Origin of the sequence: Devosia sp. (genome assembly GCF_039927955.1) — a bacterium.
GTDB lineage: Bacteria > Pseudomonadota > Alphaproteobacteria > Rhizobiales > Devosiaceae > Devosia.
On record NZ_JBDSUA010000004.1, the window covers coordinates 64,831 to 91,674 of the forward strand.

The 26,844-nt window shown below is 60.5% G+C and carries 26 protein-coding genes and 1 tRNA gene; 7 read left to right on the top strand and 20 right to left on the bottom strand.

Features of this window, described 5'->3' with window-relative positions; genetic code table 11:
• The first annotated feature begins 59 nt into the window (after nucleotides 1-59).
• Entirely contained in the window at nucleotides 60-335 is a 276-nt protein-coding gene (locus ABIT12_RS01505) for a hypothetical protein (protein WP_348041695.1), read from the top strand.
• A gap of 2 nt (nucleotides 336-337) precedes the next feature.
• On the opposite strand, the gene ABIT12_RS01510 is transcribed toward ABIT12_RS01505, so the two are convergent.
• The 8 genes from ABIT12_RS01510 to ABIT12_RS01545 all read right to left on the bottom strand — a co-directional run bounded on the left by ABIT12_RS01510 (nucleotide 338) and on the right by ABIT12_RS01545 (nucleotide 7,933).
• On the bottom strand, nucleotides 338-1,249 hold the full coding sequence (locus tag ABIT12_RS01510; protein WP_348041697.1) for a division plane positioning ATPase MipZ: 912 nt from the start codon (nucleotides 1,247-1,249) through the stop codon (nucleotides 338-340).
• A gap of 94 nt (nucleotides 1,250-1,343) precedes the next feature.
• Nucleotides 1,344-1,769 carry a DUF1489 domain-containing protein gene (locus ABIT12_RS01515; protein ID WP_348041699.1) on the bottom strand — a complete coding sequence of 142 codons (426 nt, stop codon included), beginning with the start codon at nucleotides 1,767-1,769 and terminating at the stop codon, nucleotides 1,344-1,346.
• The gene (locus ABIT12_RS01520) at nucleotides 1,766-2,443 is read right to left on the bottom strand and encodes a glutathione S-transferase family protein (RefSeq protein ID WP_348041701.1); all 678 of its coding nucleotides are present in this window, start codon (nucleotides 2,441-2,443) and stop codon (nucleotides 1,766-1,768) included. The genes ABIT12_RS01515 and ABIT12_RS01520 overlap by 4 nt, the downstream gene beginning before the upstream one ends.
• 383 nt (nucleotides 2,444-2,826) lie before the next feature.
• A complete protein-coding gene (gene mgtE / locus ABIT12_RS01525) occupies nucleotides 2,827-4,242 on the bottom strand; it encodes a magnesium transporter (protein ID WP_348041703.1) in 1,416 nt (471 codons plus the stop codon).
• A 180-nt stretch (nucleotides 4,243-4,422) separates the two neighbouring features.
• Nucleotides 4,423-5,697, bottom strand: coding sequence for an ATP-dependent Clp protease ATP-binding subunit ClpX (clpX, locus tag ABIT12_RS01530; protein WP_348041705.1), 1,275 nt, complete (start codon nucleotides 5,695-5,697; stop codon nucleotides 4,423-4,425).
• Between the two features lie 168 nt (nucleotides 5,698-5,865).
• Complete coding sequence (locus tag ABIT12_RS01535; RefSeq protein WP_348041707.1) at nucleotides 5,866-6,495, bottom strand: ATP-dependent Clp protease proteolytic subunit; 630 nt, start codon at nucleotides 6,493-6,495, stop codon at nucleotides 5,866-5,868.
• Nucleotides 6,496-6,935: 440 nt separating this feature from the next.
• Nucleotides 6,936-7,166 (bottom strand): hypothetical protein, encoded by a 231-nt coding sequence (locus ABIT12_RS01540; RefSeq protein WP_348041709.1) that lies wholly within the window; start codon nucleotides 7,164-7,166, stop codon nucleotides 6,936-6,938.
• Nucleotides 7,167-7,237: 71 nt separating this feature from the next.
• Nucleotides 7,238-7,933, bottom strand: a complete 696-nt coding sequence (locus ABIT12_RS01545) for a hypothetical protein (protein WP_348041711.1) — start codon at nucleotides 7,931-7,933, stop codon at nucleotides 7,238-7,240.
• A gap of 77 nt (nucleotides 7,934-8,010) precedes the next feature.
• Between ABIT12_RS01545 and ABIT12_RS01550 the strand changes: the two genes are divergently transcribed.
• Entirely contained in the window at nucleotides 8,011-9,234 is a 1,224-nt protein-coding gene (locus ABIT12_RS01550) for a cytochrome P450 (RefSeq protein ID WP_348041713.1), read from the top strand.
• A gap of 286 nt (nucleotides 9,235-9,520) precedes the next feature.
• Here ABIT12_RS01550 and ABIT12_RS01555 read toward each other — a convergent pair whose 3' ends face one another.
• The 4 genes from ABIT12_RS01555 to ABIT12_RS01570 all read right to left on the bottom strand — a co-directional run bounded on the left by ABIT12_RS01555 (nucleotide 9,521) and on the right by ABIT12_RS01570 (nucleotide 13,175).
• Nucleotides 9,521-11,005, bottom strand: a complete 1,485-nt coding sequence (locus tag ABIT12_RS01555) for an NAD(P)H-hydrate epimerase (protein ID WP_348041801.1) — start codon at nucleotides 11,003-11,005, stop codon at nucleotides 9,521-9,523.
• A 232-nt stretch (nucleotides 11,006-11,237) separates the two neighbouring features.
• The gene (gene tig / locus ABIT12_RS01560) at nucleotides 11,238-12,617 is read right to left on the bottom strand and encodes a trigger factor (RefSeq protein WP_348041715.1); all 1,380 of its coding nucleotides are present in this window, start codon (nucleotides 12,615-12,617) and stop codon (nucleotides 11,238-11,240) included.
• A 64-nt stretch (nucleotides 12,618-12,681) separates the two neighbouring features.
• Nucleotides 12,682-12,766: transfer RNA gene (locus ABIT12_RS01565), tRNA-Leu, on the bottom strand.
• A 37-nt stretch (nucleotides 12,767-12,803) separates the two neighbouring features.
• Nucleotides 12,804-13,175, bottom strand: coding sequence for a nuclear transport factor 2 family protein (locus tag ABIT12_RS01570; RefSeq protein ID WP_348041717.1), 372 nt, complete (start codon nucleotides 13,173-13,175; stop codon nucleotides 12,804-12,806).
• 215 nt (nucleotides 13,176-13,390) lie between these two features.
• On the opposite strand from ABIT12_RS01570, the gene ABIT12_RS01575 reads away from it, so the two are divergent.
• Nucleotides 13,391-13,729, top strand: coding sequence for a P-II family nitrogen regulator (locus tag ABIT12_RS01575; RefSeq protein WP_046136017.1), 339 nt, complete (start codon nucleotides 13,391-13,393; stop codon nucleotides 13,727-13,729).
• A gap of 67 nt (nucleotides 13,730-13,796) precedes the next feature.
• Nucleotides 13,797-15,206 carry a type I glutamate--ammonia ligase gene (glnA, locus tag ABIT12_RS01580; protein ID WP_348041719.1) on the top strand — a complete coding sequence of 470 codons (1,410 nt, stop codon included), beginning with the start codon at nucleotides 13,797-13,799 and terminating at the stop codon, nucleotides 15,204-15,206.
• Between the two features lie 53 nt (nucleotides 15,207-15,259).
• Here the strand turns inward: glnA and ABIT12_RS01585 are convergent, their stop codons facing one another.
• The 8 genes from ABIT12_RS01585 to ABIT12_RS01620 all read right to left on the bottom strand — a co-directional run bounded on the left by ABIT12_RS01585 (nucleotide 15,260) and on the right by ABIT12_RS01620 (nucleotide 21,413).
• A complete protein-coding gene (locus ABIT12_RS01585) occupies nucleotides 15,260-15,790 on the bottom strand; it encodes a sigma-70 family RNA polymerase sigma factor (RefSeq protein WP_348041721.1) in 531 nt (176 codons plus the stop codon).
• A complete protein-coding gene (locus tag ABIT12_RS01590; protein ID WP_348041723.1) occupies nucleotides 15,787-15,996 on the bottom strand; it encodes a DUF2892 domain-containing protein in 210 nt (69 codons plus the stop codon). The genes ABIT12_RS01585 and ABIT12_RS01590 overlap by 4 nt, the downstream gene beginning before the upstream one ends.
• 105 nt (nucleotides 15,997-16,101) lie before the next feature.
• Nucleotides 16,102-16,743, bottom strand: a complete 642-nt coding sequence (locus ABIT12_RS01595; protein WP_348041725.1) for a PilZ domain-containing protein — start codon at nucleotides 16,741-16,743, stop codon at nucleotides 16,102-16,104.
• Between the two features lie 179 nt (nucleotides 16,744-16,922).
• Nucleotides 16,923-17,279, bottom strand: coding sequence for a MarR family winged helix-turn-helix transcriptional regulator (locus ABIT12_RS01600; protein WP_348041727.1), 357 nt, complete (start codon nucleotides 17,277-17,279; stop codon nucleotides 16,923-16,925).
• A gap of 330 nt (nucleotides 17,280-17,609) precedes the next feature.
• Nucleotides 17,610-18,275: a PilZ domain-containing protein gene (locus ABIT12_RS01605; protein WP_348041729.1), complete on the bottom strand. Its 666-nt coding sequence runs from the start codon at nucleotides 18,273-18,275 to the stop codon at nucleotides 17,610-17,612.
• A gap of 119 nt (nucleotides 18,276-18,394) precedes the next feature.
• Nucleotides 18,395-19,915, bottom strand: coding sequence for an ABC-F family ATP-binding cassette domain-containing protein (locus ABIT12_RS01610; RefSeq protein ID WP_348041734.1), 1,521 nt, complete (start codon nucleotides 19,913-19,915; stop codon nucleotides 18,395-18,397).
• Nucleotides 19,916-20,476: 561 nt separating this feature from the next.
• Complete coding sequence (locus tag ABIT12_RS01615; RefSeq protein WP_348041736.1) at nucleotides 20,477-20,851, bottom strand: hypothetical protein; 375 nt, start codon at nucleotides 20,849-20,851, stop codon at nucleotides 20,477-20,479.
• A 70-nt stretch (nucleotides 20,852-20,921) separates the two neighbouring features.
• Nucleotides 20,922-21,413: a hypothetical protein gene (locus ABIT12_RS01620; RefSeq protein WP_348041738.1), complete on the bottom strand. Its 492-nt coding sequence runs from the start codon at nucleotides 21,411-21,413 to the stop codon at nucleotides 20,922-20,924.
• A 233-nt stretch (nucleotides 21,414-21,646) separates the two neighbouring features.
• Between ABIT12_RS01620 and parE the strand changes: the two genes are divergently transcribed.
• The 3 genes from parE (at nucleotide 21,647) to ABIT12_RS01635 (ending at nucleotide 26,766) form a co-directional block, all read left to right on the top strand.
• Complete coding sequence (parE, locus tag ABIT12_RS01625) at nucleotides 21,647-23,671, top strand: DNA topoisomerase IV subunit B (protein ID WP_348041740.1); 2,025 nt, start codon at nucleotides 21,647-21,649, stop codon at nucleotides 23,669-23,671.
• 262 nt (nucleotides 23,672-23,933) lie between these two features.
• Nucleotides 23,934-25,469: a DEAD/DEAH box helicase gene (locus ABIT12_RS01630; protein ID WP_348041742.1), complete on the top strand. Its 1,536-nt coding sequence runs from the start codon at nucleotides 23,934-23,936 to the stop codon at nucleotides 25,467-25,469.
• A gap of 250 nt (nucleotides 25,470-25,719) precedes the next feature.
• A complete protein-coding gene (locus ABIT12_RS01635; protein WP_348041744.1) occupies nucleotides 25,720-26,766 on the top strand; it encodes a diguanylate cyclase in 1,047 nt (348 codons plus the stop codon).
• Nucleotides 26,767-26,844 lie beyond the last annotated feature (78 nt).

The following is a 26,844-nucleotide window of genomic DNA, read 5'->3' on the forward strand; positions in this document are numbered from 1 at the left end:
TGTTCGAGCCCGCGCTGTTTAGACCAAGCACTATTGGCGCCTGTGTATGGAGTAGCCCAATGAGCGAAGTGTCCGCCTTGACCGAACTGGCCAATTTCATTGGCAAGTCAGCCCTGGCCTCGGAAAACTCAGCCACGCGCCGTCGCGCGCTGGATGGGATGACGGCCCGCATGTTGCCCAAGCAGCGTCGCGGCGTTGGTGAACTGCTCAGCGCGGTGATGGCCCTTTCGGCCCGCACCCGCCGGCTGGTCCAGCCCCGCGTCCACATCGATCTCGACGTATTTGCCCCCGGCGGCAAACGCGCCCTGCGCATGCAGTTCGGCGACCATCAATAGGTCTAGACGTCGCCCTGCAGCATGTGGATGAACTTGCTCACCGTGTCCTCTTCCGGTGCCGGGGTGTTTGCTATCGCCACCTGACGGGCTTCCGCCTTGGCGGTGATCGGCAGGTGCAAGGCCTCTACCAACGCGCGATACTCCTGCCGCGCGCTCATGTGGGACATCGAGGGCAGACCGCCCAACAGGTTTTCATCCAGCGAATCGAACACCGTCATCCCCGTCGGAAACAGCGACCGGAAAATCACCCGCTCCGCAATGCCGTCCGCCACCCGGCAGCCCAGCCGCATGGCGATCTTTTCCAGCATGGTCTGCACCTGCCGCATATTGCGCGATGACAGCATCGAGATGCGGTTACGCACCAGCACCCAGTCGATATTTTGCCCGTCGATGGCCAGTCGCTCCGAACGGGCGCGCTGCACCAATCTTGCATAGTGGCTCATCTCGCGCGGCTCGCCCGTCACTGGATCGATCTGCGCAATGACGTTGAGATCAATCAGGCTGTCATTGATCGGGGTCACCAGCGTATCGGCCAGCGCATGGGCCAGCCGGGTCAGGTTGGTGTCGAAGCCCGGCGTGTCCACCACCAGGAAATCAACGTTCTGCTCCACCTCGCCGACGGCCTGACGGAACAGGTCGAACTCCAGCTGATGGTTCTCGCGGATCGAATCCCCGCGTGACAGCGGCAAATGATAATGCGTCGTATGCGGAATTTTCAGGCCATGCCGCTGCGCCCAGTCGCGCCGATTGCGCACGTAATGGGTAAAGGTCTGCTGCCGGCTATCAACGTCGATGCTGGCAACCTTGTAGCCTTGATAGAGCAGATAGATTGCCAGGTGAAACGCGGTCGTGGATTTACCCGAGCCGCCCTTTTCATTGCCGACGACAATGACGTGTGCGCCCGTTCTGTCCATTCGTCCCTCGCTCCGCAGCCCAACAAGTGTGACTGCTTCGCGCCCGCCGAACAAGTGGTGGCGTGGTTAACATTTGTTAAACGCTTAACGCGCGTCAGATCAACCCAAGTCGAGCCAGGTCAGCCGCCAGTTCCTCGGCACCTTCATTGCCATTGGCAGCCAGATCAGGCGGTGCATCACCAAGCGGCAGATAGCGCCAGCCCTGGAAGGGGCGCTTCGGGTATGGCACGGTTCGATACAGGTCCGTGGACATGATGATGTCGCAGTAATTCTTGCCCTCGCCATCGGTGTAGGGCTGCAGGCGCAGGATGGGTTGCCGGCAGGCGATAACGCCGGCGATCACCCAATAGATCGATGCCCTCCCCTCGATCTCGTCGGCCCGCTTCGGCATCATCCTCGTGCGATGAACGTGCACGTCCTCGCCATAATTGGCGCCCCACCAATGCGCCCGCTCGTTGCGATAGCTCTCCAACTCCTCAAAGCTCGACACGCCGACACAGAGTTTGACCATATGGATCATGCCAGCGTGCCCCGCGCGACCTTGCCCTGGATCACATCGATCTCGTCATCATCAATGATCCACGGCTCCTTCAGCGCCTCGGCCAGCCAGCGCTGGAACGCCGGCAGTGCATAGATCGCCTCGACATAACCGGTCAGCACATCCGACACCGGCAGGTCATAGGTCCGCAGCCGCGTCGCCAGCGGCGCAAACATCGCGTCGGCCCCGGTGAACGCTCCAAACAGGAATGGCCCACCCGAGCGCGCCAGCAGCCCACCCAGCAGTGTTTCCACCCGATGGAGCTCCTTGGCCACGTCATCCAGATTAACCCGGCCTGGATATGAGGCGCGCAAATTCATCGGCGCATGGTTGCGCAGCCCGGTAAAACTCGAATGCATCTCGGCGCTGGCGGCGCGCGCCATCGCGCGATCCTTGATGTCGGCAGGCCAGATCGCCTTGTCCGGGAACTTGTCCGCCAGATATTCGATGATAGCGATGGTTTCGGGCACCACCAGATCGCCGTCGATCAGCACCGGCACTTTGCCGGTCGGGGATCGTGTCGCCAGATAGTCGCGAAATCCAGGCCCGCTGAGCTGGATCACCTCATCTTCGAAGGCAATGTCGAAATGCGCCAGTACCAGCCACGGCCGGAGCGACCAGGTCGAATAGTTGCGGTTGCCGATCAGCAGCTTCATGGTTTGGCCTTTCCAGAAAGAACAAGGGCGCCGGTGGCCGGGCGCCCTTGCCATAATTTCTCAGTGAAAAGTGTTCGTCTAGACGCCTGCTACGACGGACAGAACCAACCCCATCGCCAGTAGACAAACCAGTGTCCAGGTTGCCGCCTGCCATATATTGGCCTTCGGTTGACTTCGCATGCTTGCTCCTTGTCAGCCGTTCACTCCGGGATTCGACATAGTGTGGCCCACATGCCCCACCCGGTAATAAAACGTTAACTGCGTCATAAATGCTTTGCAAGCGCGGAAGTTGCTGCAATCCCCCGTTTCGGTAAGGTTTCGTTAATGACGGCCAAACCGTTCTGCTAAACAGCCATCTATAGCCGACGGGCTTTCGAAGCCGCCTAAAACAGGTGAAACCACAGCCCGGCCAGGCCCAGAAACGCAAAGAAGCCAACCACATCGGTGACCGTCGTCACGAAGGCGCTCGATGCCACGGCGGGGTCGATGTCCAGCCGCGCCAGTCCCAATGGAATCAATATCCCAGCCAGGCCGGCAGCAAACAGGTTGACGATCAGCGCCATGCCGATCACTGCGCCGAGACCGGTGTTCCGGAACCACAGTGCGGCGATCACGCCCATGATGACGGCAAAAATCAGCCCGTTGAGCAGGCCCACCATCACCTCGCGGAACACCAGGCGGTTGATCTTGCGCCGGTCCAGCTCGCGCATCGCCAGCGCACGCACGGTGATGGTCATGGTCTGCGTCCCGGCATTGCCGCCCATTGACGCAACGATCGGCATCAGCACCGCCAGTGCCACCATCTTGTCGATGGTCACATCGAACAGCCCGATCACCGACGAGGCCAGGATCGCGGTCAGCAGGTTGACGAACAGCCAGGTCGAACGGCTCTTGAGCGCGTCCCAGACACTGTCCGAGATTTCTTCGTCGCCCACACCAGCCAGCAGCCGAATATCCTCGGTCGCTTCTTCGTGGATAACGTCCACCATGTCGTCGATGGTCAAAACGCCGACGAGGCGCTTGCCTTCGTCGACCACACCGACTTCGATCAGATCGTAGCGTTCGAAATCCCGCGCCGCTTCTTCCTGGTCGACATTGGCATCCACCAGCAACACGTTGGTGTTCATGATGGCTTCGTTTTTGGTCTGCCGGCTGGAACGCAGGAACTTGTCCAGCGGTATGGTCCCCAGCACGGTGTAGGACGCATCCACCACGTAGATCTGGTAGAATTCCTCGGGCAGATCGCGCTCCTTGCGCAGATAGTCAATGGTCTGCCCCACCGTCCAGAACGGCGGAATGGCAATGAAATCCGTCGACATCCGGCGGCCGGCGGACTCGTCGGGAAAGTCCAGGCTGCGCCGCAGGTTGAGCCGCTCGAAGGTCGGTAGCGCCGACAGCACCTCGTCACGGTCGACCTGCTCCATGTCCTCAAGGATCGAGACCGCGTCGTCGTTGTCCAGCCCGCTGACGCCACGCGCGATGTCGGCGTTCGGCAACAGCTCCATCAGGTCGATACGGACGGATTCATCGACCTCGGTCAGCGCCGAATAGTCGAACCGGTCACCCAGCGTCTGCACCAGTGCCAAACGCTCGCCGCGCCCAAGCGCTTCCAGCACGTCGCCCATGTCGGCAGGATGCAGCTCCGCCATCATCTCGATGATGTCGGCGGAGGCCTCATTGGCCAAATGATCGCGCAGCGTGTCGAGCCATATCTGGTTGATATGGCCGTCCTCGTCGCGGACCCCATTGGGATCAAACCCGGTGTCGTCTTCGGGCGTTGGCGCAGTATCGACTGTCATTGGATGCCCTTATGTTTCCAACGGTTTCGGGGCTGCCCCAAGCTGTAGCCAATCAACTCCACCTGCGCCAGACCGAAGCTGTCACACCGCCCGCTTTTGTGAGAGTTTGCGAAATCAGCCGGCACAAACAAAAAACGCCGGGGCGAACCCCGGCGTTTCAAAATTCTCAGGCCGAAAGGATCAAGCGGTAACCGGCTCGTCCTTCTTGCGCTCGGCATAGATGTAGAGCGGACGGACGTCCTTGCCGCGTACCACTTCTTCCGAGATCACCACTTCCTGCACGCCTTCCAGCGATGGCAGGTCATACATGGTGTCGAGCAGGATGGCTTCCATGATCGAGCGCAGCCCGCGCGCGCCGGTCTTGCGTTCGATGGCCTTTTCGGCAATCGCCTTGAGCGCGTCCTCGTGGAAGGTCAGTTCCACGTCTTCCATGTTGAAAAGCCGCTGGTACTGACGCACCAGAGCGTTCTTTGGCGCGGTCAGGATTTCGATCAGCGCTGCGATATCCAGATCTTCGAGCGTCGCCAGCACCGGCAGACGGCCGATGAATTCCGGGATCAGGCCGAACCGCACCAGATCTTCCGGCGCCACATCGGCCAGGATCTGGCCAACACGACGATCCTGCGGATCCTTCACCGTCGCGCCAAAGCCGATCGAGGAGCTTTCGCCGCGAGCAGCGATGATCTTTTCCAGGCCCGCAAACGCGCCACCGCAGATAAACAGGATGTTCGTGGTGTCGACCTGCAGGAATTCCTGCTGCGGATGCTTGCGCCCGCCCTGCGGCGGCACGGAGGCAACGGTGCCTTCCATGATCTTGAGCAGGGCCTGTTGCACGCCTTCGCCCGAAACGTCGCGGGTGATCGACGGATTGTCCGACTTGCGGGAAATCTTGTCGACTTCGTCGATATAGACGATGCCGCGCTGTGCCTTTTCCACGTTGTAGTCAGCCGACTGCAACAGCTTGAGGATGATGTTTTCCACGTCCTCGCCGACATAGCCGGCTTCGGTCAGCGTGGTCGCATCGGCCATGGTGAATGGCACATCGAGAATTCGTGCCAGCGTCTGCGCCAGCAGCGTCTTGCCCGAACCAGTCGGACCGATCAGCAGGATGTTCGACTTGGAAAGTTCGATATCCTGGTTCTTGGTCGCGTGGTGCAGGCGCTTGTAGTGATTATGGACGGCCACGGAGAGCACGCGCTTGGCGCGGTACTGGCCGATAACGTAGTCGTCGAGCACCTTGCAGATATCTGCAGGTGTCGGCACGCCATCGGAGGACTTGACCATCGAGGTCTTGTTCTCTTCGCGGATGATGTCCATGCACAGCTCGACGCATTCATCACAGATGAACACGGTCGGACCGGCGATCAGCTTGCGAACTTCGTGCTGCGATTTTCCGCAGAACGAGCAATAAAGCGTGTTCTTGGAGGTTTCGCCGTTCGTTGTCTCTTTGGACATCCAGTCACTCCCGGAGGCAAAATGCCTCCAAAATCAGCGTCGACTCAAAGGCTAACGCATGAGGCCTAAAGAATATCTAAGCCGAACCGACCTTAAAGGTCGATTCGGCCCGGGGCAATTGCGTGAACATCACAGTCCACGGCGTATCGGGATTGGCGTTAACGCCAATCAGGGGGTCGCTTCCGGCAGCGCTCGCTTTTCGAACACGCTGTCGATCAGCCCAAAAGTCTTGGCTTCTTCGGCCGAAAGGAAGTTGTCGCGTTCAAGCGCAGCTTCGACTTCCTCATAGGTGCGGCCGGTGTGCTTCACATAAATCTGATTGAGCCGGCGCTTCAGGCCTTCAACTTCCTTGGCGTGGATCATGATGTCGGTGACCTGACCCTGGAACCCGCCAGAGGGCTGATGCACCATGACACGCGAGTTCGGCAGCGAACCACGCATCCCGGCTTCACCGGCCGCGAGCAGCAGTGAACCCATCGAGGCCGCCTGCCCCATGCACAGCGTTGCCACTGGCGGACGGATGAACTGCATGGTGTCGTAGATCGACAGGCCAGCGGTTACCACACCACCGGGCGAGTTGATGTACATGGCGATTTCCTTTTTCGGATTTTCCGATTCAAGGAACAGCAGCTGGGCCACGATAACCGAAGCCATGTTGTCTTCGACCACGCCGGTCACAAAAATGATGCGCTCGCGCAGCAGGCGCGAATAGATGTCGAACGCGCGCTCGCCGCGGTTGGATTGCTCCACCACCATGGGCACGAGCGTATTCATATAAAGATCGTGTGGATCTCGCATTTCGGATGCCCCTTGGGCCAAGGTTCGCGCGAACCGTCAGGCCATTTCCGTAAAATATCGAATCAGCGCGATTGGCCGATTGCAGACGATACCGCCTTAACACGCGGTAAAGCGACAGATAGGCGGCAAAGTGGCGAGGTTCAATAGGCGGCGTGAGCCTTGTGCCGGAAGGGTGAATAGGATCTTGGCACTTGTTCGATCAACCCCGCCTGCCTATTTCAACTGCGCTAGTTGAGAGTACCGACAATGATAATCCGCTTGCTGAGCATCGGACGTGCCGTGTGGTTCGGCATCTGTCTGTGCATAGGAACCGTCGGCGGCCTAATATTTGGCTTTGCGGCCGGCGGTATTCTTGGGGCAATCGCCTGCTGCATAGGCGGCGGCTTCGTGGGCCTCCTCATCGGCAGTTCATTTTGGGGCTTTGTCGAGCTTATTGTTCCCTAGGCCGAGAAGCCTACCGTAACGCCCTTCTTGCGGAAATAGGCCTGCATGATCTTGCGGCCCTGGCGATTGTTCTGGGCCAGCTTGGCTGGCTCGAACACCGCTTCTTTCAGTCCCTCGCGCGCTAGTACCTGCTTCAGCACCGCGATATGGCCATCCAGCTCATCATTATTGGCCGCCAGCGAGCCATAGATATTGTCGATGGCCTGGGTCAGGGTCAGATCGGTCACGCGCGCACACTCCAATTGGCTTTGCGCAATGCACTAGCGGTTTTTTGCCGAGACGCAAGCCGCAGATCGGTTCACCCTGCCTTGGCAATCGCTGCGGCCAACCGCGCCGACAGTTCCGGCGACAGCGTCCCGCGTCCGGCCCAGACATAATCGGCATGGCTGCCCCAGACCGCGAACAACAGCAGTTCCGGCTCAGAAGTGTCGGTCAACACCGCCCAGGCGCCGCCATCGCTCTCAACGTTCTGGTCAAGGATCAGAAATCCGCCAAACCGTTCGACGATCCGCCGACCGTACTCGAAATCCCGCACCACCTCGGCCTCGATCACCGGAAATGCCGGGCGCTTCTGCAACTGCTCCAGCGTCACCACTTCGCGCACCGACACATTGCCCACCACGCATTTTTCGCCGTGGCGTTCCCAGCCCAGCAATTTGCAGGCAACCAGTCGCATTGACCCGATTTCCTCGGGCAGATTGATCAACCCGTTGAAATGCAGATTCGGTGCTTCATAGAGGCACCAGAACGTCTCGCCGATCTGGTGGGCAAACGGCATATCCAGCCGCAGCCAGTACTCTCGTCCAGCCTCCGGGGCGGTTTCGAGCAGGTAGATCGGCGGCTCATCCGCCTCCGCAGCTTCCGCATTATCATGCCAGCGCACCGACGAATGGCCCGCATAGCCAACGATCTGGGCCCAGCGATGTTCGTCCGCCTCCGGGGCCTCACCCTGCTGGCCGCAGACGCAATGAAACAGCAGCGGCTGGTCACTCATGCCTGCACCGTCATCGGCAATTGCGGCGCGTCCGTCCGCTGGGTAGGATCACGGTAATTTCCTGAGCCGAGCATTTGATGTCCAACGCCCAAGCCGTCGAACAAGCCGACCCGCGTGATCCCAATTTCTACCAGGACCCCTACGCGTTCTACCATCACATCCATGCCGCAAACCCCAGCTTCTACTGGCAGAATTACGGTCATTGGTGCTTCACCGGCTTTAAGGAAGTCAATGCCCTGCTCCGCGACAAACGTTTCGGCCGGCAGATTTTGCACGTCGCTACCCGCGCCGAACTCAAAATGCCCGCGCCCAAGCCGCACGTGGCCGCCTTCGATCAGACCGAGAAATATTCGCTGCTGGCCCTCGAGCCGCCCGCCCATACCCGCCTGCGCACCCTGGTCAATCGCGCTTTTGTTTCCCGTCACGTCGAACAACTGCGTCCCCGCATCGTCCGCCTCGCCAACGAAATGATCGATGGCTTCTCGGCCGATGGCGGCACCGATCTGATCAAATCCTTCGCCGCGCCCATCCCGGCCATCGTCATCGCCGAAATGCTGGGCCTGCCCACCGAAATGGCGCCGCAACTGCTCAACTGGTCCAACCGGATGGTGGCCATGTACATGTTCGGCGTCGATGAAGTGACCGAGCACGACGCCAACCAGGCCTCGCTCGATTTCATGGCCTATCTGGGCACGGTCATTGCCGAACGCCGCAAGGCGCCGAAGGAAGATCTGCTCACCCACATGATCACCGCCGAGCAGAACGGCGAAAAGCTCAGCGACGAGGAAGTGATCTCCACCGCCATCCTGCTGCTCAATGCCGGCCACGAAGCCACGGTCCACACCACCGGCAACGGCGTCAAATCCATCCTCGAAAGCGGTCTCGATCCCAAAACCCTGTTCGCCACCGACGAACAGGCAGCCGCTACGGTCGAAGAGTGCCTGCGCTTTGACGCGCCGCTGCACATGTTCACCCGCTATGCGCTCGGCGACATCACCCTCGACAACGGCATGGCGTTCAAAAAGGGCCAGGTCATCGGCCTGATGCTGGGCGCCGCCAATCGCGATCCGCTGCGCTTTTCCAACCCCAACAGCTTCGACCCCTTCCGCACCGACGGGGCCAATGTCAGCTTCGGCGCCGGCATCCACTTCTGCATCGGTGCGCCTCTCGCCCGCATCGAGTTGCAAGTGGCGTTTACGGAACTGTTCCGCCGCCTGCCAAGGCTAAAGCTGGCCGAAACGCCGAGCTATAATGATGTGTACCATTTCCACGGACTTGAAAGGCTGCGCGTCGAATGGTGAGGATCTCATGGCTACCCGTGCTCGCCGCTCCATTGGCGGTATTGGCTATTCTGCCATGGGCATTGATTGGCTCACCCCACGGCTGGGCCTGGAGCCTTGGAATAGCAATCTTGATTGGCTATCCGGTCATTTTCTGCAGTCAAACCCTAATACTCATGTTCTTGACAAGAAAGAACGTCCTGAAGAAACGCTCGATCATCGCGCGCACCTTGCACTTGGGGATATTTTGCCTCTTCTGCATCGGGATGTTTGTCGCCTGCTGGGGTCAGTTCGCTGCACCGCAGCTTTAATTCACTCCCAATCCCGCCAAAACCTCCGGCACCAGCCCCGGCAGATCCTCGCTGATCAGCCCCGGCCTACCAAATTTGTTCGCCGCCTCGGCATGGACCCACACGCCCGCGGCGGCGGCTTCAAACCCCGCCATGCCCTGCCCCAAAAATCCGGCCACAATTCCAGCCAGCACGTCCCCTGAACCTGCCGTGCCCAAAGTCGCCGGCGCATTGGCATTGATCGCTGCGCGCCCGTCTGGCGAGGCAATTACCGTATCGCTGCCCTTCAGAATAATCGTAGCGCCAGAATGTGCCGCCGCCGCACGCGCCTTTTCGAGTTTTGAGCCGGGCACCTCGCCGAACAGCCTGACAAACTCCCCCTCATGCGGCGTCATCACCACGGCACGCGCCGGGTTGGCCTTGATCGCAGCAAACAGCGCTTCGCCATCTCCCTTGAATGCCGTGAACGCATCGCCGTCCAGCACGGCCGCCGCGCCGCCAGCAAGCACCGCCAACACATTGCGATGGGTTTCGGCACCTGTCCCCGCCGCCGGTCCGATCACCACCGACTTGATGCGTTCATCCGCCAGCAGTTCGCGCCATTCATCCGCGGTTTCTGCCGGTTTGAGCATGATCGAGCTGACATGGGCTGCATGCACCATCAGCGCCTCGCGCGCGCCCGCCAGCGTCACCAACCCGACGCCGCTGCGAAATGCACCCCACGCCGCCAGGCGCGATGCGCCGCTCTGTATGGCGTTGCCGGAAACCACCACGCAATGCCCCCGGCTAAACTTGTTGCCCAGATTGGCCGCTGCAGGAATGGTCCACAGCTCCGGCGTATTCCGCCAGGCCTTGGCGCCAATCGTCTCCAGCACGCTGGCGGGAATACCGATATCGGCCAGCACGGTTCCCCCACACAGATCACGCCCAGGTTGCAGCAGATGCCCTGGCTTCAGGCGGAAGAAGGTCACAGTCAGTTCAGCCTGAACCGCCGCGCCATAAACCTGCCCACTGGCCCCATCCAGCCCGCTGGGCACATCAATGCTCACCACAGTCTTGCCAGCCGCGTTGATCGCCTCGATCAGGGCCAGCAGATCGCCATCGACATCCCGGCTCAGCCCCGCGCCAAGCAGCGCGTCGACCACCAGATCGGTGCCCTTCAAATCATCAACAGATGGTCGCTCGATCCGGCCGGTCCACAATGCCAGCGCCGCCGCCGCATCCCCCTTCAACTCCGCCCGCTCGCCAAACAGCCGCACCTGCACCGGCCAGCCGCGCTCCTTGAGCAATTGCGCGACAATAAAGCCGTCACCGCCATTATTGCCCGGCCCGCACAGTACCAGCACCGAGCGCTGGTAATAGCGCTCGACGAGCGCATCGACCACAGCCCGTCCGGCCGCTTCCATCAGCTTGAACGAGCGCACCCCGCCCTTGATCACCAGCCGGTCCGCCTCCCCCATCTGGAGCGGACTAAGAAGCACTTCTGGATTGGCGCCGGGCATGAAACTCACCACTCGATTCTGGGGTCGCTACTCAATAGCAAATCCCAACAAAAAAGCCGCCCGTTTCCGGGCGGCCTGATTTGGCACTGCAAGACATCGTTGAAAGTCGCTGCGGCGAGTCGGCTGGCGCGATTTTCGAGAACCGGAGCGCAACGTACGTTAGGTACGTGAGCACCGGAAGCGGAGAAAATCGCGTTAGACGTCCGCCGCAGTAGACTTTGCGGCGGTGTCTTTAGTGGTGGTGTTCTTCGGGAACGTCGTCCTGATCGGCCTGGATGAGCTTGGCGAGTTCTTCGCGGGTCATCTTCTTGTCAGTCTGCTTGGCAAGCTCGGTCACAAAGTCGACGACCTTGTTTTCGAACACCGGCGCACGCAGCCCCGCCAGGGCCTGGGCGTTCTTGCGGTAATAGTCGTACACCTGCTGTTCCTGGCCGGGGAAGCGGCGAACTTCCGCGATCAGCGCCTGCTGGTGCTCTTCGTCCGTCACTTCAACGCTGTTCTTGTTGCCGATTTCGGCAACGACCAGTCCAAGGCGAACGCGGCGTTCGGCAATCTTGAGATACTGCGCGCGGGCGTCAGCTTCCGTGGTGCCTTCGTCTTCAAAGCTGCGGCCATGAGATTCGATCTCATGCTGGACATTGCGCCAGATCGATTCGAACTCAGCATCCACCAGCGACTGGGGAACGTCGAACTTGTGGCCTTCATCGAGCGCATCCAGAATCTGGCGCTTGATGTGCTGGCGGCTGAGCGAAGCCAGCGCCGTGGTCATCTGGGCGCGGACCGCGTCGCGGAATGCTGCAACATTGTCGAGGCCCAGCGTCTTGGTGAACTCGTCGTCCAGCTCGCCCTTGTTGGGACCATCGGCATGCAGGATGGTCACCTCGAACACGGCCTTCTTGCCGGCCAGTTCGGCGCTCTGATAATCCTTGGGGAAAGTCACTTTGACTTCCTTGGTCTCGCCCTTTTTCATGCCGACGAGCTGCTCTTCGAAGCCCGGGATGAATTCGCCCGACCCAACGGTCAGGTGAGCGTGATCGGAGCTGCCGCCATCGAAGGGCTTGCCATCGATCTTGCCAACAAAGGTCAGGCCAAGCCGGTCGCCGTCTTCAACAATCGCATCGTCGCCCTTGTCGGTGAAGCCACGGTTCTGCGCGAACACGCGGTTCACCTCGGCGTCGACTTCCTCGTCCTTGATTTCGACGATCGGCTTGTCGAGCTTGATGCCCTTGAATTCCATCAGTTCAACCGGTGGCAGCACTTCGTAGCTGACATCGAATGCCAGGTCGGCATTGCCATCGAGCACCTCGTTCAGCACCGTCTGATCGGTCGGCAGATCAACCTGCGGCTGGGCGGCAGCGCGTTCTTCGCGCTTTTCCAGAGTGTCCGAAACGGTCGCGTTGATCGCATCCGACATCACTTCGGACATTGCCGAGCGGCCATAGATCTTCTTGAGGTGGGCCGTGGGCACCTTGCCCGGGCGGAAGCCCTTGATGGTGGCGGTGTTGCGGAGCTCGTCCAGCTTGGCGTTGAGCCGCGTGACCAGATCCTTGGCAGGAATAGTCAGGCTCAGCTTGCGCTTCAGGCCTTCGCTCTGGGTTTCGGTAACCTGCATTCGGTTCAATCCCGTCTTCTTGATCTGCGTAGGGCCAGCGCACTCAACTGTGCTGCGGAAAATCTGGTGCGGGTGAAAGGGGTCGAACCTTCACGCCTTGCGGCGCTGGAACCTAAATCCAGTGCGTCTGCCAGTTCCGCCACACCCGCTAGAATACCCGCTGGCCGGGTTGCGCGTGGGTCTAACCTAACTTGAAGTGCCAGTCAAAGCCTGCTTTGGCGATTTGGCGGGAATAGAAAACACCGTGGCAAGCAAGCCGTCGCGCTCAACCAACATCACCGCCATTTCGATCGGTGTGGCTCCCAGCCCGTGAATAAGCTCGTGGTCGATAACGCTGGAGCCGATCACAACCCGGTTGAGCAGTTCTGCACGCAGGTCGGGATGGACAAAGCGTTCACCCGCATAAAATGCCCCGAACGCTGCCTTTCCCTCGATCAACACCGCCATGTCGGGCAGCCTGATAACCCTGACATCCTCGGCAAAGCACGCCAGAAACCGCTCCAGATCGCGGGCGTTGTAGGCGTCCAGCTGTTCTTGCGCGAGTGTCGTCGCGGTCATTGTAATTCTCCGCGTGCCGGGCCAAACTGGCTAATGCACAGAATTTAGGCAGGATGCCTAAAATATGTATCCGAACGTGCTTTTTGCGCCTATGCGTGAGATCAACATCCTACCCTAACGCCCTAAAACCATAGACTTTTCAGAGTTTGTAAACGGCTGGCACAGGCCGTGCATACACCTTGGGTTACCCGCCCAGAAGCGAACAGAGGCACGCAATGAAAAAGATCGAGGCCATCGTAAAGCCTTTCAAGCTGGACGAAGTCAAAGAAGCGCTGCAGGAAGTCGGTCTGCAAGGGATTACCGTCACCGAGGCCAAGGGTTTCGGCCGCCAGAAAGGCCATACCGAACTCTATCGCGGCGCTGAATATGTGGTGGATTTCCTGCCCAAGGTCAAAGTCGAGGTCGTATGCCCCGACGATCTGGCCGAAAAGGCCATCGAAGCCATCCGCAACGCCGCGCAAACCGGCCGCATTGGCGACGGCAAGATCTTCGTCTATTCGATCGAACAGGCGATCCGAATCCGTACCGGCGAATTTGGCGACGACGCACTGTAGCTTCCGTCAGGAAACAGCGCGCCAGCGCCCAGAACCATCCAAAAACTTTCTACACAGGGAAAAACCAATGACGACTGGCTCCGAAATCATTCAGCGGATGAAAGACGAAGACATCAAGTATCTTGACCTGCGCTTCACCGACATGCGCGGCAAGCTCCAGCACGTTACCTTTGACGTGACCATGGTCGATGAAGACCTGTTCGAAGAAGGCACGATGTTCGACGGCTCCTCGATTGCTGGCTGGAAAGCCATCAATGAATCCGACATGGTGCTGATGCCCGATCCGGACTCGGCCTATATGGACCCGTTCTTCTCGGCCTCGACCCTGTGCATCAACTGCGATATTCTCGAGCCGCTGACCTACCAGCCTTACTCGCGCGACCCACGCACCACGGCCAAGAAGGCCGAGCAGTACGTCAAGACCCTGGGCATCGGCGACAGCGTGTATTTTGGCCCAGAGCCAGAATTCTTCATCTTCGACGACGTGAAGTATTCCAACACCACCTACAAGGTTGGCTTCTCGGTCGATCACTCGGAACTCCCCACCAACAACGACACCGATTATGAAGGCGGCAACAACGGCCACCATATCGGTCTCAAGAAGGGCTACTTCCCGGTTCCGCCACTGGACTCTGCTCAGGACATGCGCGGCGAAATGCTGGCAGCCATGGGCGCCATGGGCGTTCCGATCGAAAAGCACCACCACGAGGTGGCCTCGGCTCAGCACGAACTGGGCATCAAGTTCTGCCCGATCATCAAGGCCGCTGACTCGGTCCAGATCTACAAGTACGTCATCCAGCAGGTTGCCCAGGCTTACGGCAAGACCGTAACCTTCATGCCCAAGCCGGTTTATGGTGACAACGGTTCGGGCATGCACTGCCACCAGTCGATCTGGAAGGACGGCAAGCCGCTGTTCGCCGGCGACCAGTATGCCGGCCTGTCGATGGACGCGCTGTACTACATCGGCGGCATCATCAAGCATGCCAAGTCGATCAACGCCTTCACCAACCCGACCACCAACTCCTACAAGCGTCTGGTCCCGGGCTTTGAAGCTCCAGTGCTGCTGGCCTACTCGGCCCGTAACCGCTCGGCGTCGTGCCGTATTCCGCACGGCATTTCGCCCAAGTCCAAACGCGTCGAAATCCGCTTCCCCGATCCGCTGGCAAACCCGTATCTCGGCTTCGCCGCCATGCTGATGGCTGGCCTCGACGGTATCGTCAACAAGATCCACCCCGGCGAGCCGATGGACAAGGATCTCTATGACCTGCCCAAGGAAGAACTGAAGGCCATTCCGACCGTTTGCGGCTCGCTCCGCGAAGCTCTGGAAAGCCTGTCTGCCGACCGTGAATACCTGCTCGCCGGTGGCGTGTTCGACAACGACCAGATCGACAGCTACATCGAGCTGAAGATGACGGAAGTGATCAAGTTCGAGCACACCCCGCATCCGGTCGAATATGAAATGTACTACTCGGCCTAAGGCCGGTTTGCACCGAACCGAAAAGGGGGGCCCATGGCTCCCTTTTTTGATGCTCAGTCAATTAGATAATCCCGGATCATCGCGCGCGCCCGCCTCAGACGCGCCTTGACCGCCTCGCGGGTTATCCCCTCGCTGGCGGCCAACTCGTCCAGCGACATTTCCTGCATGTCCCGCTTGAGCACCACCGAGCGGTAATGCGGCGGCAATGACTGGATCGCCATGCCCAGGTCATATTGCAGCTCCAGTGCGGGTCGCTGCGCCAGCGCCGGCTCCGGCACATGCGCCACCGGCTGCCCGAACATCCGGCTTTGCCGGCCAAGCCGGTAGCACTCGCGTTTGACGATGGCGAACAGCCAGCCCGCGAAGGCCGCAGCGCTGCGCAGTCCGGAAATCCGCCGGACGACCAGCAATAACGCATCCTGCACCGCATCATCGATATCGTCGAACCGGCAATTGAGCTTGGCGTAGCGGCGGATATCGGGTTGGGCATGCCCCAGCAGCGTGGCGATGGCCGCGTGATCGCCATTCTGCGCCAGCGCAATCAATTCGGCTGGCAGACCTGCGGCCACGCGGCCCGACGTCACACGTGATCCCGCAGTTTGCGGCCCACCAGGGCGCAGGCCGGGCAGAACCCGACCACGCCGGTCAGGCCCAAAAATACCCCAACTGCGGCAATGCCATACCCCAGCAGCCCGCCGCCAGATGGAAGCACGCCCCAAACCAGCATTGCCAGCCCGATCACCACGCGACCCCACTGCTCCCAGGCATAAATATTCTTGCGATAAAACATCTCTTCGTCCCTTTTGGCACCGCCTCATGCTGGTGCTGTGGGTAAAGAGGCGCGCACCACCGGTTTAGGTGCGCAACGCGGAAAATAATTGTCACAACACGTCGGTCAGGGCGCCGGGGCAAGCAAAGTGTCGAGTGCCTCGCGCGTCTGCTCCTGCAAAAAGCTCACCGCAAAGCCGACATCCAGGTGGCGCTGCACGCGCCCCACTATCCGCCCCACTGCCAATGCCGAACCGACCGGCGGCGCCACATCGGCCGAAATTGCGACGCCCGACAGCGACATATCGATGATGAAGCACCCCACTTTGGTGCCATCGGCAAAGGTCAGGGAGGAGCGCGGATCGCGCGGCAGGAAACGGCCATGGTCCCGCCGGTCATGGCCGGGCTGATGTTCCTTCTTGCGCATCAGGAACAGCTTGGTTGCCAGCTTGCTGCGCTCTTCCTCGCCAAGAATGAATTCCAGCACCAGTCCGGCCTGCAGGATGCGCGCTACCTTGGCGCGATACACGCCAAACTCATCGAAATGCGCACTGACAATTTCACCGACGCGGCCCGATACCGGCCCGATGATAACGGCTTCCTGAGTGGTGATGGAACACAGGCGACAGGCATAGACCGGCAATTGCCCATCGCGGTCGAGCGCGCTTTCTGCCAGCGCATAACGGCCAGGCACCGCGCCAACGAACCGCAGTTCCTGGCTCGGCGACGTTGGTCGACCTCCCGCCGGGGCAGCAGCACCCTGCGCCATTGCATCTCCCCCAAGATACGTCCGTTGCCCGAAGATAATACGCTAAAGTTCTTAAGGGAACGCTCAAACGGCAGGACTTCCAGCGATTCAACGCCAAATTCAAATCGGCGCGGCGACAGTGATGCGCCGACCGCACAAATTCAGCCGTTGGCGCCAATCCAGGGCAAGTCCGGAGCCCGTTACGCCGATCCTTCGTCAAGGCCCGGCGCAATCTGGCCCGGCGCATCAAACTTGATCGGTGCAGCGCCAACCAGGGCGACCAAACTGGCCTCCAGTCTCGCCAGCTCGTCAACGCCGATCTGGCGTTCCCATTGGGTGCGCAGTTCCTCGAAAACCGCCTCGCCTTCCGCCAGCATCTTATACCCCAGAGGGGTAACCTGCAGCAGCTTGCGGCGAGCGTCGTGCGCGTCCTCGGTCCGCCCTACATAGCCGCGCTCCTGCAACACGGCGATCGTTTTTGCCGCGGCCTGTTTGGTCACCGACAGGCGGCGGGCGAGCTCCGAAGCGTTGCCCGCTCCTGCCACGATAGCCCGCATGGCAAAATCATGCCCAGGACTAACGTCGTTGTAGCCGCGCCGTGCCAGCTCCTCCCGAGCTGCAGCCACGAGATGACGGAAGCCCCCAAGGAGCAGCAATGCGAGGTCGGCACCAGCTCTAGCCATTTCAGGTGGATACGACACAGCAGCGATAAAGACAACACGGTTGGCGAAACCGCTGGACTTGGCTGCCGCTTGAGGCCGGCGACGATCAGCTCCTGGACTGGCCGTGTTGAGATTCGCCTCAGGATGAGCCGAACATGGCGCTATCGGGAACTGGAGCAGAAAATCGCCGTTTGCAGGCAACCATCACCTCAAGCTCAACACGCCCTAATCCAGCTCGGCTTTGACAGCGCTTTCGGGCGAGGTCATCAGGGCCTCAAGATGCTCGAATGGCTGCAATTCGATGAACTGGATTGCAAAGCCAACGCTCAGATAGCGCACGACGCGTCCGACCAGGCGGCCAAGCGCCATCGGCGTCCCGATTTCTGGCCAGGACTCGGCCGAAACCGCCGCTCCCGAGCTGGAAATATCGATGACGAAGCATGGCAACCGCTGGCCATCTGCCAGCACGATCTGGGTCCGCGGATCGCGCGGGGCAATCCGTTTATGCTCGCGCTTGTCCGCAACCTGGTCGTGGACGCGGCGCTTCTGCCAGACAATCTTGGCGCCAAGCTTGTCGCGAGCCGCCTGATCCATGTCGATATCCACCGCAAAGCCGCCATCGAGACGGCGGGCAATAGTGCCGCGGATAATGCCGAATTCCTCGAAATGCGCGGTGATTTTCTCGCCGCGCTTGCCGTCAACCGGGCCAACCAGAACGACCAGTCGGGTCGAAATCGAGCACAGTCGGCAGGCATAGACCGGCAGCTTGCCGTCGCTGCCGCTCGGACGATCGCTGAACGCATAGCGACCCGCTACGGCGCCGATGAATCGCACGTCGTGCCAATTGTACGCCGATTGCGTGCTGTTCAAGGCAACGTCTGCGTCTGGCAACTAGTCCCCCTGCCCAGAATACATTCGCGACCCGACTGTATACGGAGAAATCCTTAAGAACTTTTCCATCGCAATCGATTGTATTGATCACATCCGCCAGCGTCCGGAACCGCACGACGTCACCCCCGCGTCGCCGCCATCGCCGCAAAGAACGCTTCCGGACTTTCCACCTCAACCAGTTTCCGGCCCAGGATTTGCAAGAACCGCGTGCCAATGCTGCGCACAAAACTGCGATCATGCGACACCACGATGCAGGTCGCCTCATGTGCCAGGATTTCCGCCTCCAGCCGTTCCTGCCCGGTGATGTCCACATGGTTGGTGGGCTCGTCGAGCAAATAGAAGTTCGGCTCCAGTAGCCGCAGTGCCAATAACCCCAGCCGCGCCCGCTGTCCAAACGACAGTTGCGCAATCGGCCGCGTCAGCTTTTCCGGCAGGAACCCAGCCCCGGCCAAAAGGCTTTTGCTGCGCTGGTCGCCAATATCGAAGCGCGTGGAAATGAACTCCAGCGGCGAACCCTTGTCCGGCAACTGGCTCATCGCCTGGTCGACATAGCCGGTCACCACAGATGGACTGATCCGAATGCCAACAACGCTGTCGCCGCCCAGGGCCCGATTGAGCAGCTTCACCATCTGTGACTTGCCGGCCCCGTTTGGCCCCAGCAGCACGATCCGATCGCCCTGAAACACATGCAGCTTGGCAATCTTGAACAGCGGGTCACCCGCTGGCGTCGCCACGGTTACATCTTCGAGCGCCACCAGCACCTTGGCATGCGTACCGCTATTGGTCAGCCTGATGTCGCCTGACCGCTCGCGATGCGTCGGCTTGGCTGCAGCCTCGATCTTGCCGGCGCGCTCCTTGAGCTGCTTGGCCTTGACCACCAGCAGGTCGCTGCCTGAATTGATGCCGATATTGGTCAGCTTGCGTGCCTGTTGCCGCAACTTGCCGGCTTCTTTCAGGTCCCGTTCCAGCCTGGCCTCGGCGCTGCTGTCTTCCAGCGTCAATTGCGCCCGCGCCGGCCCATAGGCCAGCGGATAGTAATGCGATCGCTCGGGCCGCAGGAACAGCGTGCGGTTGGTGGTCGCGTTGAGAAAATCCCGGTCATGGCTGGCAATGATCATTGGCGTCTGTCGCGCCACGGTGTTGATCCACTCTTCGATCTGAAACAGCTTGCCCAGGTCGAGATGGTTGGTTGGCTCGTCCAGCAGCAGCGCATCCGGCTGCGTCACCCAGCAGCGGGCAATCAGCCCGATCCGTTGCCAGCCGCCACTTAATGCCCGCACCGGACGCTGCCGCATCGCGTCCGGCGTTTCGAATTCATCGAGCACCACATCGACACGCCAGCTCTCTGTCTCGCGCTCGGCGGCCGGCAGCGCCCGGCGAATGGCCTCGTACAGCGTCAACTCCAGCAGGTTCTCCGGCACGTCCTGCTCGACATAACCCACCTGCAAGCCGCGCGACCGGACGATTTCGCCGCCGCTCGGGTCCGCCTGCCCGGCGATGGCACGCAGCAGCGTGGTCTTGCCATTGCCGTTGCCGGCCACCAGGCCCACCCGGTCACCATCGGAAATAACGATATTGAGGTTTGAAAACAGCGGCGCCGTGGCGACTGCGCTGACATTACGGAGGCTGATCGAGCCCATGATGATCTCACTGGTGGGGCGCCTTGCGCCAATCCGAAATGCATCCGCCGCGCCAATGCGCCAGTCGAATGCCGTTAGGGGCTACCAGTGGATAAGACGATCAAGTCCGAACTGCTCCGGTCAGCCCTGCAGCTTTTGCCACAGGGCGGGAACGGGGCCGCGCTGACGATGCTCGAACAGAAATGTCATGCAGCCCTCCTCGGCGCTTCAGTTACGAAGCGAAACGATAATCCCGCCAGGGCTGGAAAGCAACCGGCGGCGGGATCGTCAATCAGGAGAGATAGAAAAACGCCGCAACTGCGGCCACGATCGCTGGGCGCGATACGTGGAAATGGGCAAGCCGGTACGCAATACTCACCAATCCGGCCTGCTGCCACCCATAGGTCGGCACTGTGCCCATTCGAACTAAATCAATCGAAATAGTATCGTTCGTCCTGGCACGCATACGGCAACTCCATACAAAAACCGTATGGGACCGTTGTAGCAGCGGGGCTTTAAAAAACTGCTGCCAAGAAGCAAACGTTTCGTAAACTTGGCACCCAAGATGGGACGCCTCGCCCCTCAACGTGCCGCGCGCAGGGCGTTTCGACCTTCAATCTTGTTGGTGCAATAATTGAAATCGATCAGATAAATAATGCCGTCCATGGTCGCTTTGACCTGAACATGCTTGCGATCGGGGATATTCAGATAAATCTGCGTATAGCCACGGTCGGCGATGGCATGGCGGATTTGGGCGTCGGTGAGGCACATTGCCAATTCCGGCCCCAGCAGAAAGCCGTCGCGCTCATCGCCATCATTGGTGAAGCCGCTGCCAAATTGCAGACCAAAGGCCTGCGCCATGGATGGAGCAGTCGTTGCGAACGCGCTGACACCAACCAGGCCGGCCATCAGCAGCACCCGCGCCGCCCCGATAGTCGTCTTGAGAGTTTTGGACATCGTCAATCTCCTGCTCAGGGATGGACGAGTTCCCGCCTTTGAGGAACGGGAACTCGCATTGTCTTCGACCTTAGTTACTGAAATTGAATTCAAAACCAAAGCCACCGCCGTTGCCCGGACGGTTGCCGGGATAACCATTGCCGGGGAAGCCCCCGCCACCGATCCGGCTGACGCGCTGTGGCTGCGAAACCTGGCCCGAGCACTTGTCAACGCGCATGGCATACACCCAGTTGCCCCGCACGGCCGTGACGTCGACGCGCTGGCGGCTCAGTTCGCGCACCACATTGACCTGACTGTAGCCATACTGGCTCACCTGCTGGCGCACTTCGCGGTTCGTCAGGCAACGCCTCTGATAGTTGCCGCCATTGTCCCAATCGTCGTCGCCCCAGCCATTGCCGTGACGGGGACCATTGTCATTGTTGCCGCCGCCGAACTGCAGCCCGAACGACACTACGGGCCCCTGCGCGAACGCGGGCACTGCCACCAGTGTCGAAGCGCCGAGCGCCAGGGTAATGACCGCAACGCGGCCGGCGGACTTGAAAGCGGAAAATATGGTGGCCATTTCTAAACTCCTGAAATTAAAGTCTCTCCGACGCTTTAAATCAAATCTAACCCAGCCAGCTTGAACGCAACCGCACTGGCCCGTTCATCTGCCGTTCATCTTGGGCCGCGCCCGCCTGACGGCAAACGCCCATTTGCTGGGGACGGATGCCCTGCCGCACCCGAACGGCATCACCATCTTGTATAATAGAAATTTGGCAGGCTGATTCGCCTCGCCACCAGCATGGACCATTCATGTCGCAAGTCGTCGAAGACCTTTTCGGTGAAGAACCCCAGCGCCCGGTGCCCGCGCAGCCCGAGCCGGCCAAGGCTGCCGCACGCCAATCGGCAGCGCCGCAGTCGTCCTACACCGCCGCCGATATCGAAGTTCTCGAAGGCCTCGAACCGGTTCGCCGTCGCCCCGGCATGTATATCGGCGGCACCGATATCAACGCGCTGCACCATCTGTTTGCCGAAGTCATCGACAATTCGATGGACGAGGCCATCGCCGGCCACGCCACCCGTATCGAGGTCCATCTCGATGCCGAAGGCTACATCACCGTGATCGATAACGGCCGTGGCATACCGGTCGAAAACCATCCGAAATATCCCGGCCGCTCCACGCTCGAAATCGTCCACACTGTGCTGCACGCCGGCGGCAAGTTTGACTCCAAGGCCTATGAAACCTCTGGCGGCCTGCATGGCGTCGGCATTTCGGTGGTCAATGCACTCTCCGATGACCTGATCGTCGAAGTCGCTCGCGAACAGCAGCTTTACCGTCTCCGCTTCTCCCGCGGCCACGTCGTTGGCGCGGTCGAGCCGCTTGGTCGGGTGCAGAACCGTCGCGGCACCAGCACCAAATTCCACCCCGATCCGCAGATCTTTGGCGACAACGCCAGGTTCACGCCGGCGCGCCTGTTCAAGATGACCCGCGCCAAGGCTTACCTGTTCGGCGGCGTCGAACTGCGTTGGTCCTGCGATGAAGCGTTGGCCAGCGACGAAGTCCCTGCCCGCGCCACCTTCCACTATCCCGGCGGCCTGCGCGATTTCATGGCGGCCCGCATCGATGGCGAAACCCGCATTGTCGACGAAATTTTTTCCGGCCAGGCCGGCAAGCCGGGCACCCATGGCGCGGTCGAATGGGCCATCGCCTGGACGCTCGGCGATGGCTCGCTGTCCTCATACTGCAATACCGTACCAACACCCGATGGCGGTACCCATGAGGCCGGCCTGCGCCTCGCGCTGCTGCGCGGCCTCAAGAACTATGCCGAACTGACCAAGAACAAGGCTGCCGCCGTTCTGACGGCCGAGGACGTGTTCGCCAGTTGCAACGCCATGCTCTCGGTTTTCGTGCGCGAGCCCGAATTTGTCGGCCAGACCAAGGACAAGCTGGCCTCCGGTGAGGCCACCCGTATCGTCGATACCGCGCTGCGCGATGCCTTCGATCATTGGCTCGCCGCCTCGCCCAATCAGGCCGGCAAGCTGCTGGACTGGTCGATCGAGCGCGCCGAGGATCGGCTGCGCCGCCGCAAGGAAAAGGAAATCGACCGCGCCAGCGCCACCCGCAAGCTGCGCCTTCCTGGCAAACTGGCCGATTGCAGCCAGGGGGCCAAGGAAGGCGCGGAGCTGTTCATCGTCGAAGGCGACAGCGCCGGTGGCAGCGCCAAACAGGCGCGCGACCGCAAGAGCCAGGCCGTGCTGCCCCTGCGTGGCAAAATCCTCAACGTCGCCGGCGCCACCCGCGACAAGATGCAGTCGAGCCAGATCATCCAGGATTTGATCCAGGCCCTGGGCTGCGGAACCGGCGATCGCTACCGCGACGACGATCTGCGTTACGACAAGATCATCCTGATGACCGACGCCGATGTCGATGGCGCCCACATTGCCTCGCTGTTGATGACCTTTTTCTTCCAGGAGATGCCAAAACTCATCGATGGCGGGCATCTCTATCTGGCCCTCCCGCCACTTTACCGCATGACCCAGGGCAGCAAGACGCTCTACGCCCGCGATGATGCCCATAAGGAAGAATTGCTGGCCAAGGAGTTCAGCGGCAAGTCCAAGGTCGACATGACCCGCTTCAAGGGCCTGGGCGAAATGCCGTTCGCGCATCTGCGCGAAACCACCATGTCCAAGAAGTCGCGCACCCTGCTCAAGGTCAAGATCGAGCAGGACCTGGAAGGCACCCGCGACAGCGTCGATCGCCTGATGGGCACCCGCCCGGAGGCGCGCTTCGATTTCATCCAGGAAAATGCCGCCTTCGCCACCGACCTTGATATCTAGTGGTTGCGGGCCATATTAAGCACAAGGCTTTGAAGACCGTTGACTTGCAAGGCCCTTACGTTATGGTCCGCGCCGCTGGAGCATTTTCCGGCTTGGCGACGCTGCCTGTATTTTCGCGCCAGCCCATGCTGACTACGCCCCAGGGCCACTCCCACGATCTGCAGTTCCTGCACAAGCGTCCGAATGGCCAATTCCGTGTCACGGATGCGTTTGAGTTCAGCTGCTTGCTCGCCAACCCATCACCATGAGTGGACTACTAGATTTGACCGAAGATTTTTCTGGGCTTGGACTTTCTGCCAAGGTAACCGAAGCGGTTACCGCCGCCGGCTATACCAAGCCTACCGATATTCAGGCCCAGGCCATCCCCCACGTGCTTCAAAAGAAGGACGTGATCGGCATCGCGCAGACCGGGACCGGCAAGACCGCGTCCTTCGTTCTGCCAATGCTGCATCTGCTGGAAAACGGCCGGGCCCGTGCCCGCATGCCACGCACGCTCATCCTCGAACCGACGCGCGAGCTCGCCGCGCAGGTCAGCGAGAATTTCGAGAAGTATGGCAAGAACCACCGCCTGACGATGGCTTTGATCATCGGCGGCGTCTCATTTGAAGACCAGAACAAGAAACTTGATCGCGGCGTCGACGTCCTGATCGCCACGCCCGGCCGCCTGCTCGATCAGATCGAGCGCGGCAAGATCATGCTCAATGGCGTTGAAATCCTCGTCATCGACGAAGCCGACCGCATGCTCGACATGGGCTTCATCGACGACATCGAAAAGATCGTCAATCGCCTGCCCGTGCGGCGCCAGACCATGCTGTTCTCGGCGACCATGGATTCCCAGATCGAGAAACTGACCAAGAAATTCCTCAAGGACCCGGTGCATGTGCAGGTCTCCCGCGCTGCATCGACCGCCGAGACAATCGACCAGAAGCTGGTCAAGGTCGGCTCCAAGCCCGAGGAAAAGCGCGACTCCCTGCGCCAGTTGATCCGCGCCGCCGGCGAAACCCTGACCAATGGCATCGTCTTCTGCAATCGCAAACGCGATGTGGGCGTCGTTGCCAAGTCGCTGTCTCGCCACGGCTTTGACGCTGGCGAACTGCATGGCGACATGGACCAGAAAAGCCGCACCGAAACGCTCGACGCGTTCCGCGGCGGCCGTTTGAAAATTCTGGTCGCCAGCGATGTCGCTGCCCGCGGCCTCGATATTCCGGCCGTCAGCCACGTCTTCAACTTTGACGTACCTGTCCATGCGGAAGACTATGTTCACCGCATCGGTCGTACGGGTCGTGCCGGCCGCGCCGGTGCCGCCCTTACCCTGGTGGCGCCAGCCGATCACAAGCACCTTGATGCCATTCTCAAACTGATCCAGCGCGATATTGCCTGGCTCGAAACTGGCAAGTCGACCGCCGCCGCTGCGCCCGCTGCTGATGCGGAAGGCGAAGCTCCGGCAACCGGCGAAGAAAAACCCGTGCGGCGCCGTCGTGGCGCCCAGCGTGGCCGCCCGGAACGTCCCGCTGGGGAAGCCCGGCCTGTTGCGGAAACCCGGCCTGTTGCAGAACGGCCCGCCAAGACCATCGAAGCAGAAGCAGCGGAGGCGCCACCCCCGGTGGCCGCCGCAACGCCGCGTCAGCAGCGGCCCGCCGGCGAGCGCCGTCCGCCGCAGGAACGCCCTGCCCGCACCCGTCCGCCCAAAGGCGAAACACGGGATTCGGAGTCACAAGGTACCGATGATGGCTCGCCCTTTGGTTCGGAAGGCCCGGTTCCGGCCTTCCTGTTGCGCACCAGCGCCTGGAGCAACTAATTCAGGCTTGTACGGGCCGCCGGTGCTCTTGAATTGCAGCGCGTATGCAACAATCATGCACACGCGCTTGTGATTCTGTACCGCTGGTTTGGACAAAGCATACGGCTGTAGGTCCAGACCTATTAAATTCCGGCATGCCTGGTATTTATCAAGGCGGGGTTTGACGCAGCGACGTATTTACTTGGCCTTAAGCCAAAGCGGGGGAAACTGCGCAATGGCCTTAGGCTGTTAGAGTGGGCGCGAGGACACGTTGTCGGAACAGGAATTCAAACGCGCGCTTGGCTATGCGAACTCCGCGTTCGACCTGCTCAAGCGCAGCGGCATCCCTGCATACCCACAGTTCTATGAACTGCTTTACACCTATGCGACCGGCGTAAATCCCACGCTCAACACGCGCATGAATGCCATCTTCCGCACCGGCCAGTCGCCGACTGTCGATCTGGCCGAAACGCTCTATAACGAATTCCTCAAGGCCGGCGACGCCAACGAGCGCATCAGCAACGTTTCAGAGCGCATGAACGCGCGCATCGAAGCGGTTCACGACGCCATTGATTCGGCGATGACCACCGCCAATTCCTATTCTGGCTCCCTGCAGGCCGCCACCGGCGATCTCGAACGCGAAATCACCGTGGCCGACATGCGGGCCATGGCCCAGCGTCTGCTTGCCGAAACCCGGCGCATGCAGGAAACCAATGCCAATCTGGAACAACAGCTCGAAGCCTCGCGCGACGACATCGCCGCCTTGCAGCGCGATCTCAACGACGTGCGTCGCGAGTCGATGCTTGACCCGCTGACCAAGATTTCCAACCGCAAGAGCTTTGAAGAAGGCATCGGCAAGGCCGTCATGGAAGCCAACACCGCCGGCACGGCTCTTTGCGTGCTGATGGTGGATATCGACCACTTCAAGCGCTTCAATGACACCTATGGCCACCAGACCGGCGACCAGGTGTTGCGCCTCGTGGCGATGACGCTGAAATCCAATATCAAGGGCAAGGACATCGCGGCCCGCTACGGCGGCGAGGAATTTGTCGCCGTGCTGCCGCAAACCGATATCGAAGGCGCGGTGATCGTCGCGGAAAACATCCGCAAGGCGATCCAGGCCAAGGAACTGCTCAAGCGCTCGACCAATGAAAAGCTGGGCCGCATCACCGCCTCGTTCGGCGTCGCGCTGTTCCACCCCGGCGACACCACCAACTCGCTCATCGAACGCGCCGATCGTTGCCTCTATGCCGCCAAACACGCCGGCCGCAACCGCGTCATCAGCGAAATCGAACTGGCCAACATCCGCGCCGCGTAAAGCGAGGCAAATAAGTCGATTCCAAATCAGCAGTCGTCAGCCTCGCCCCTTGTGGGAGAGGGACAGAAATTCTGCGTT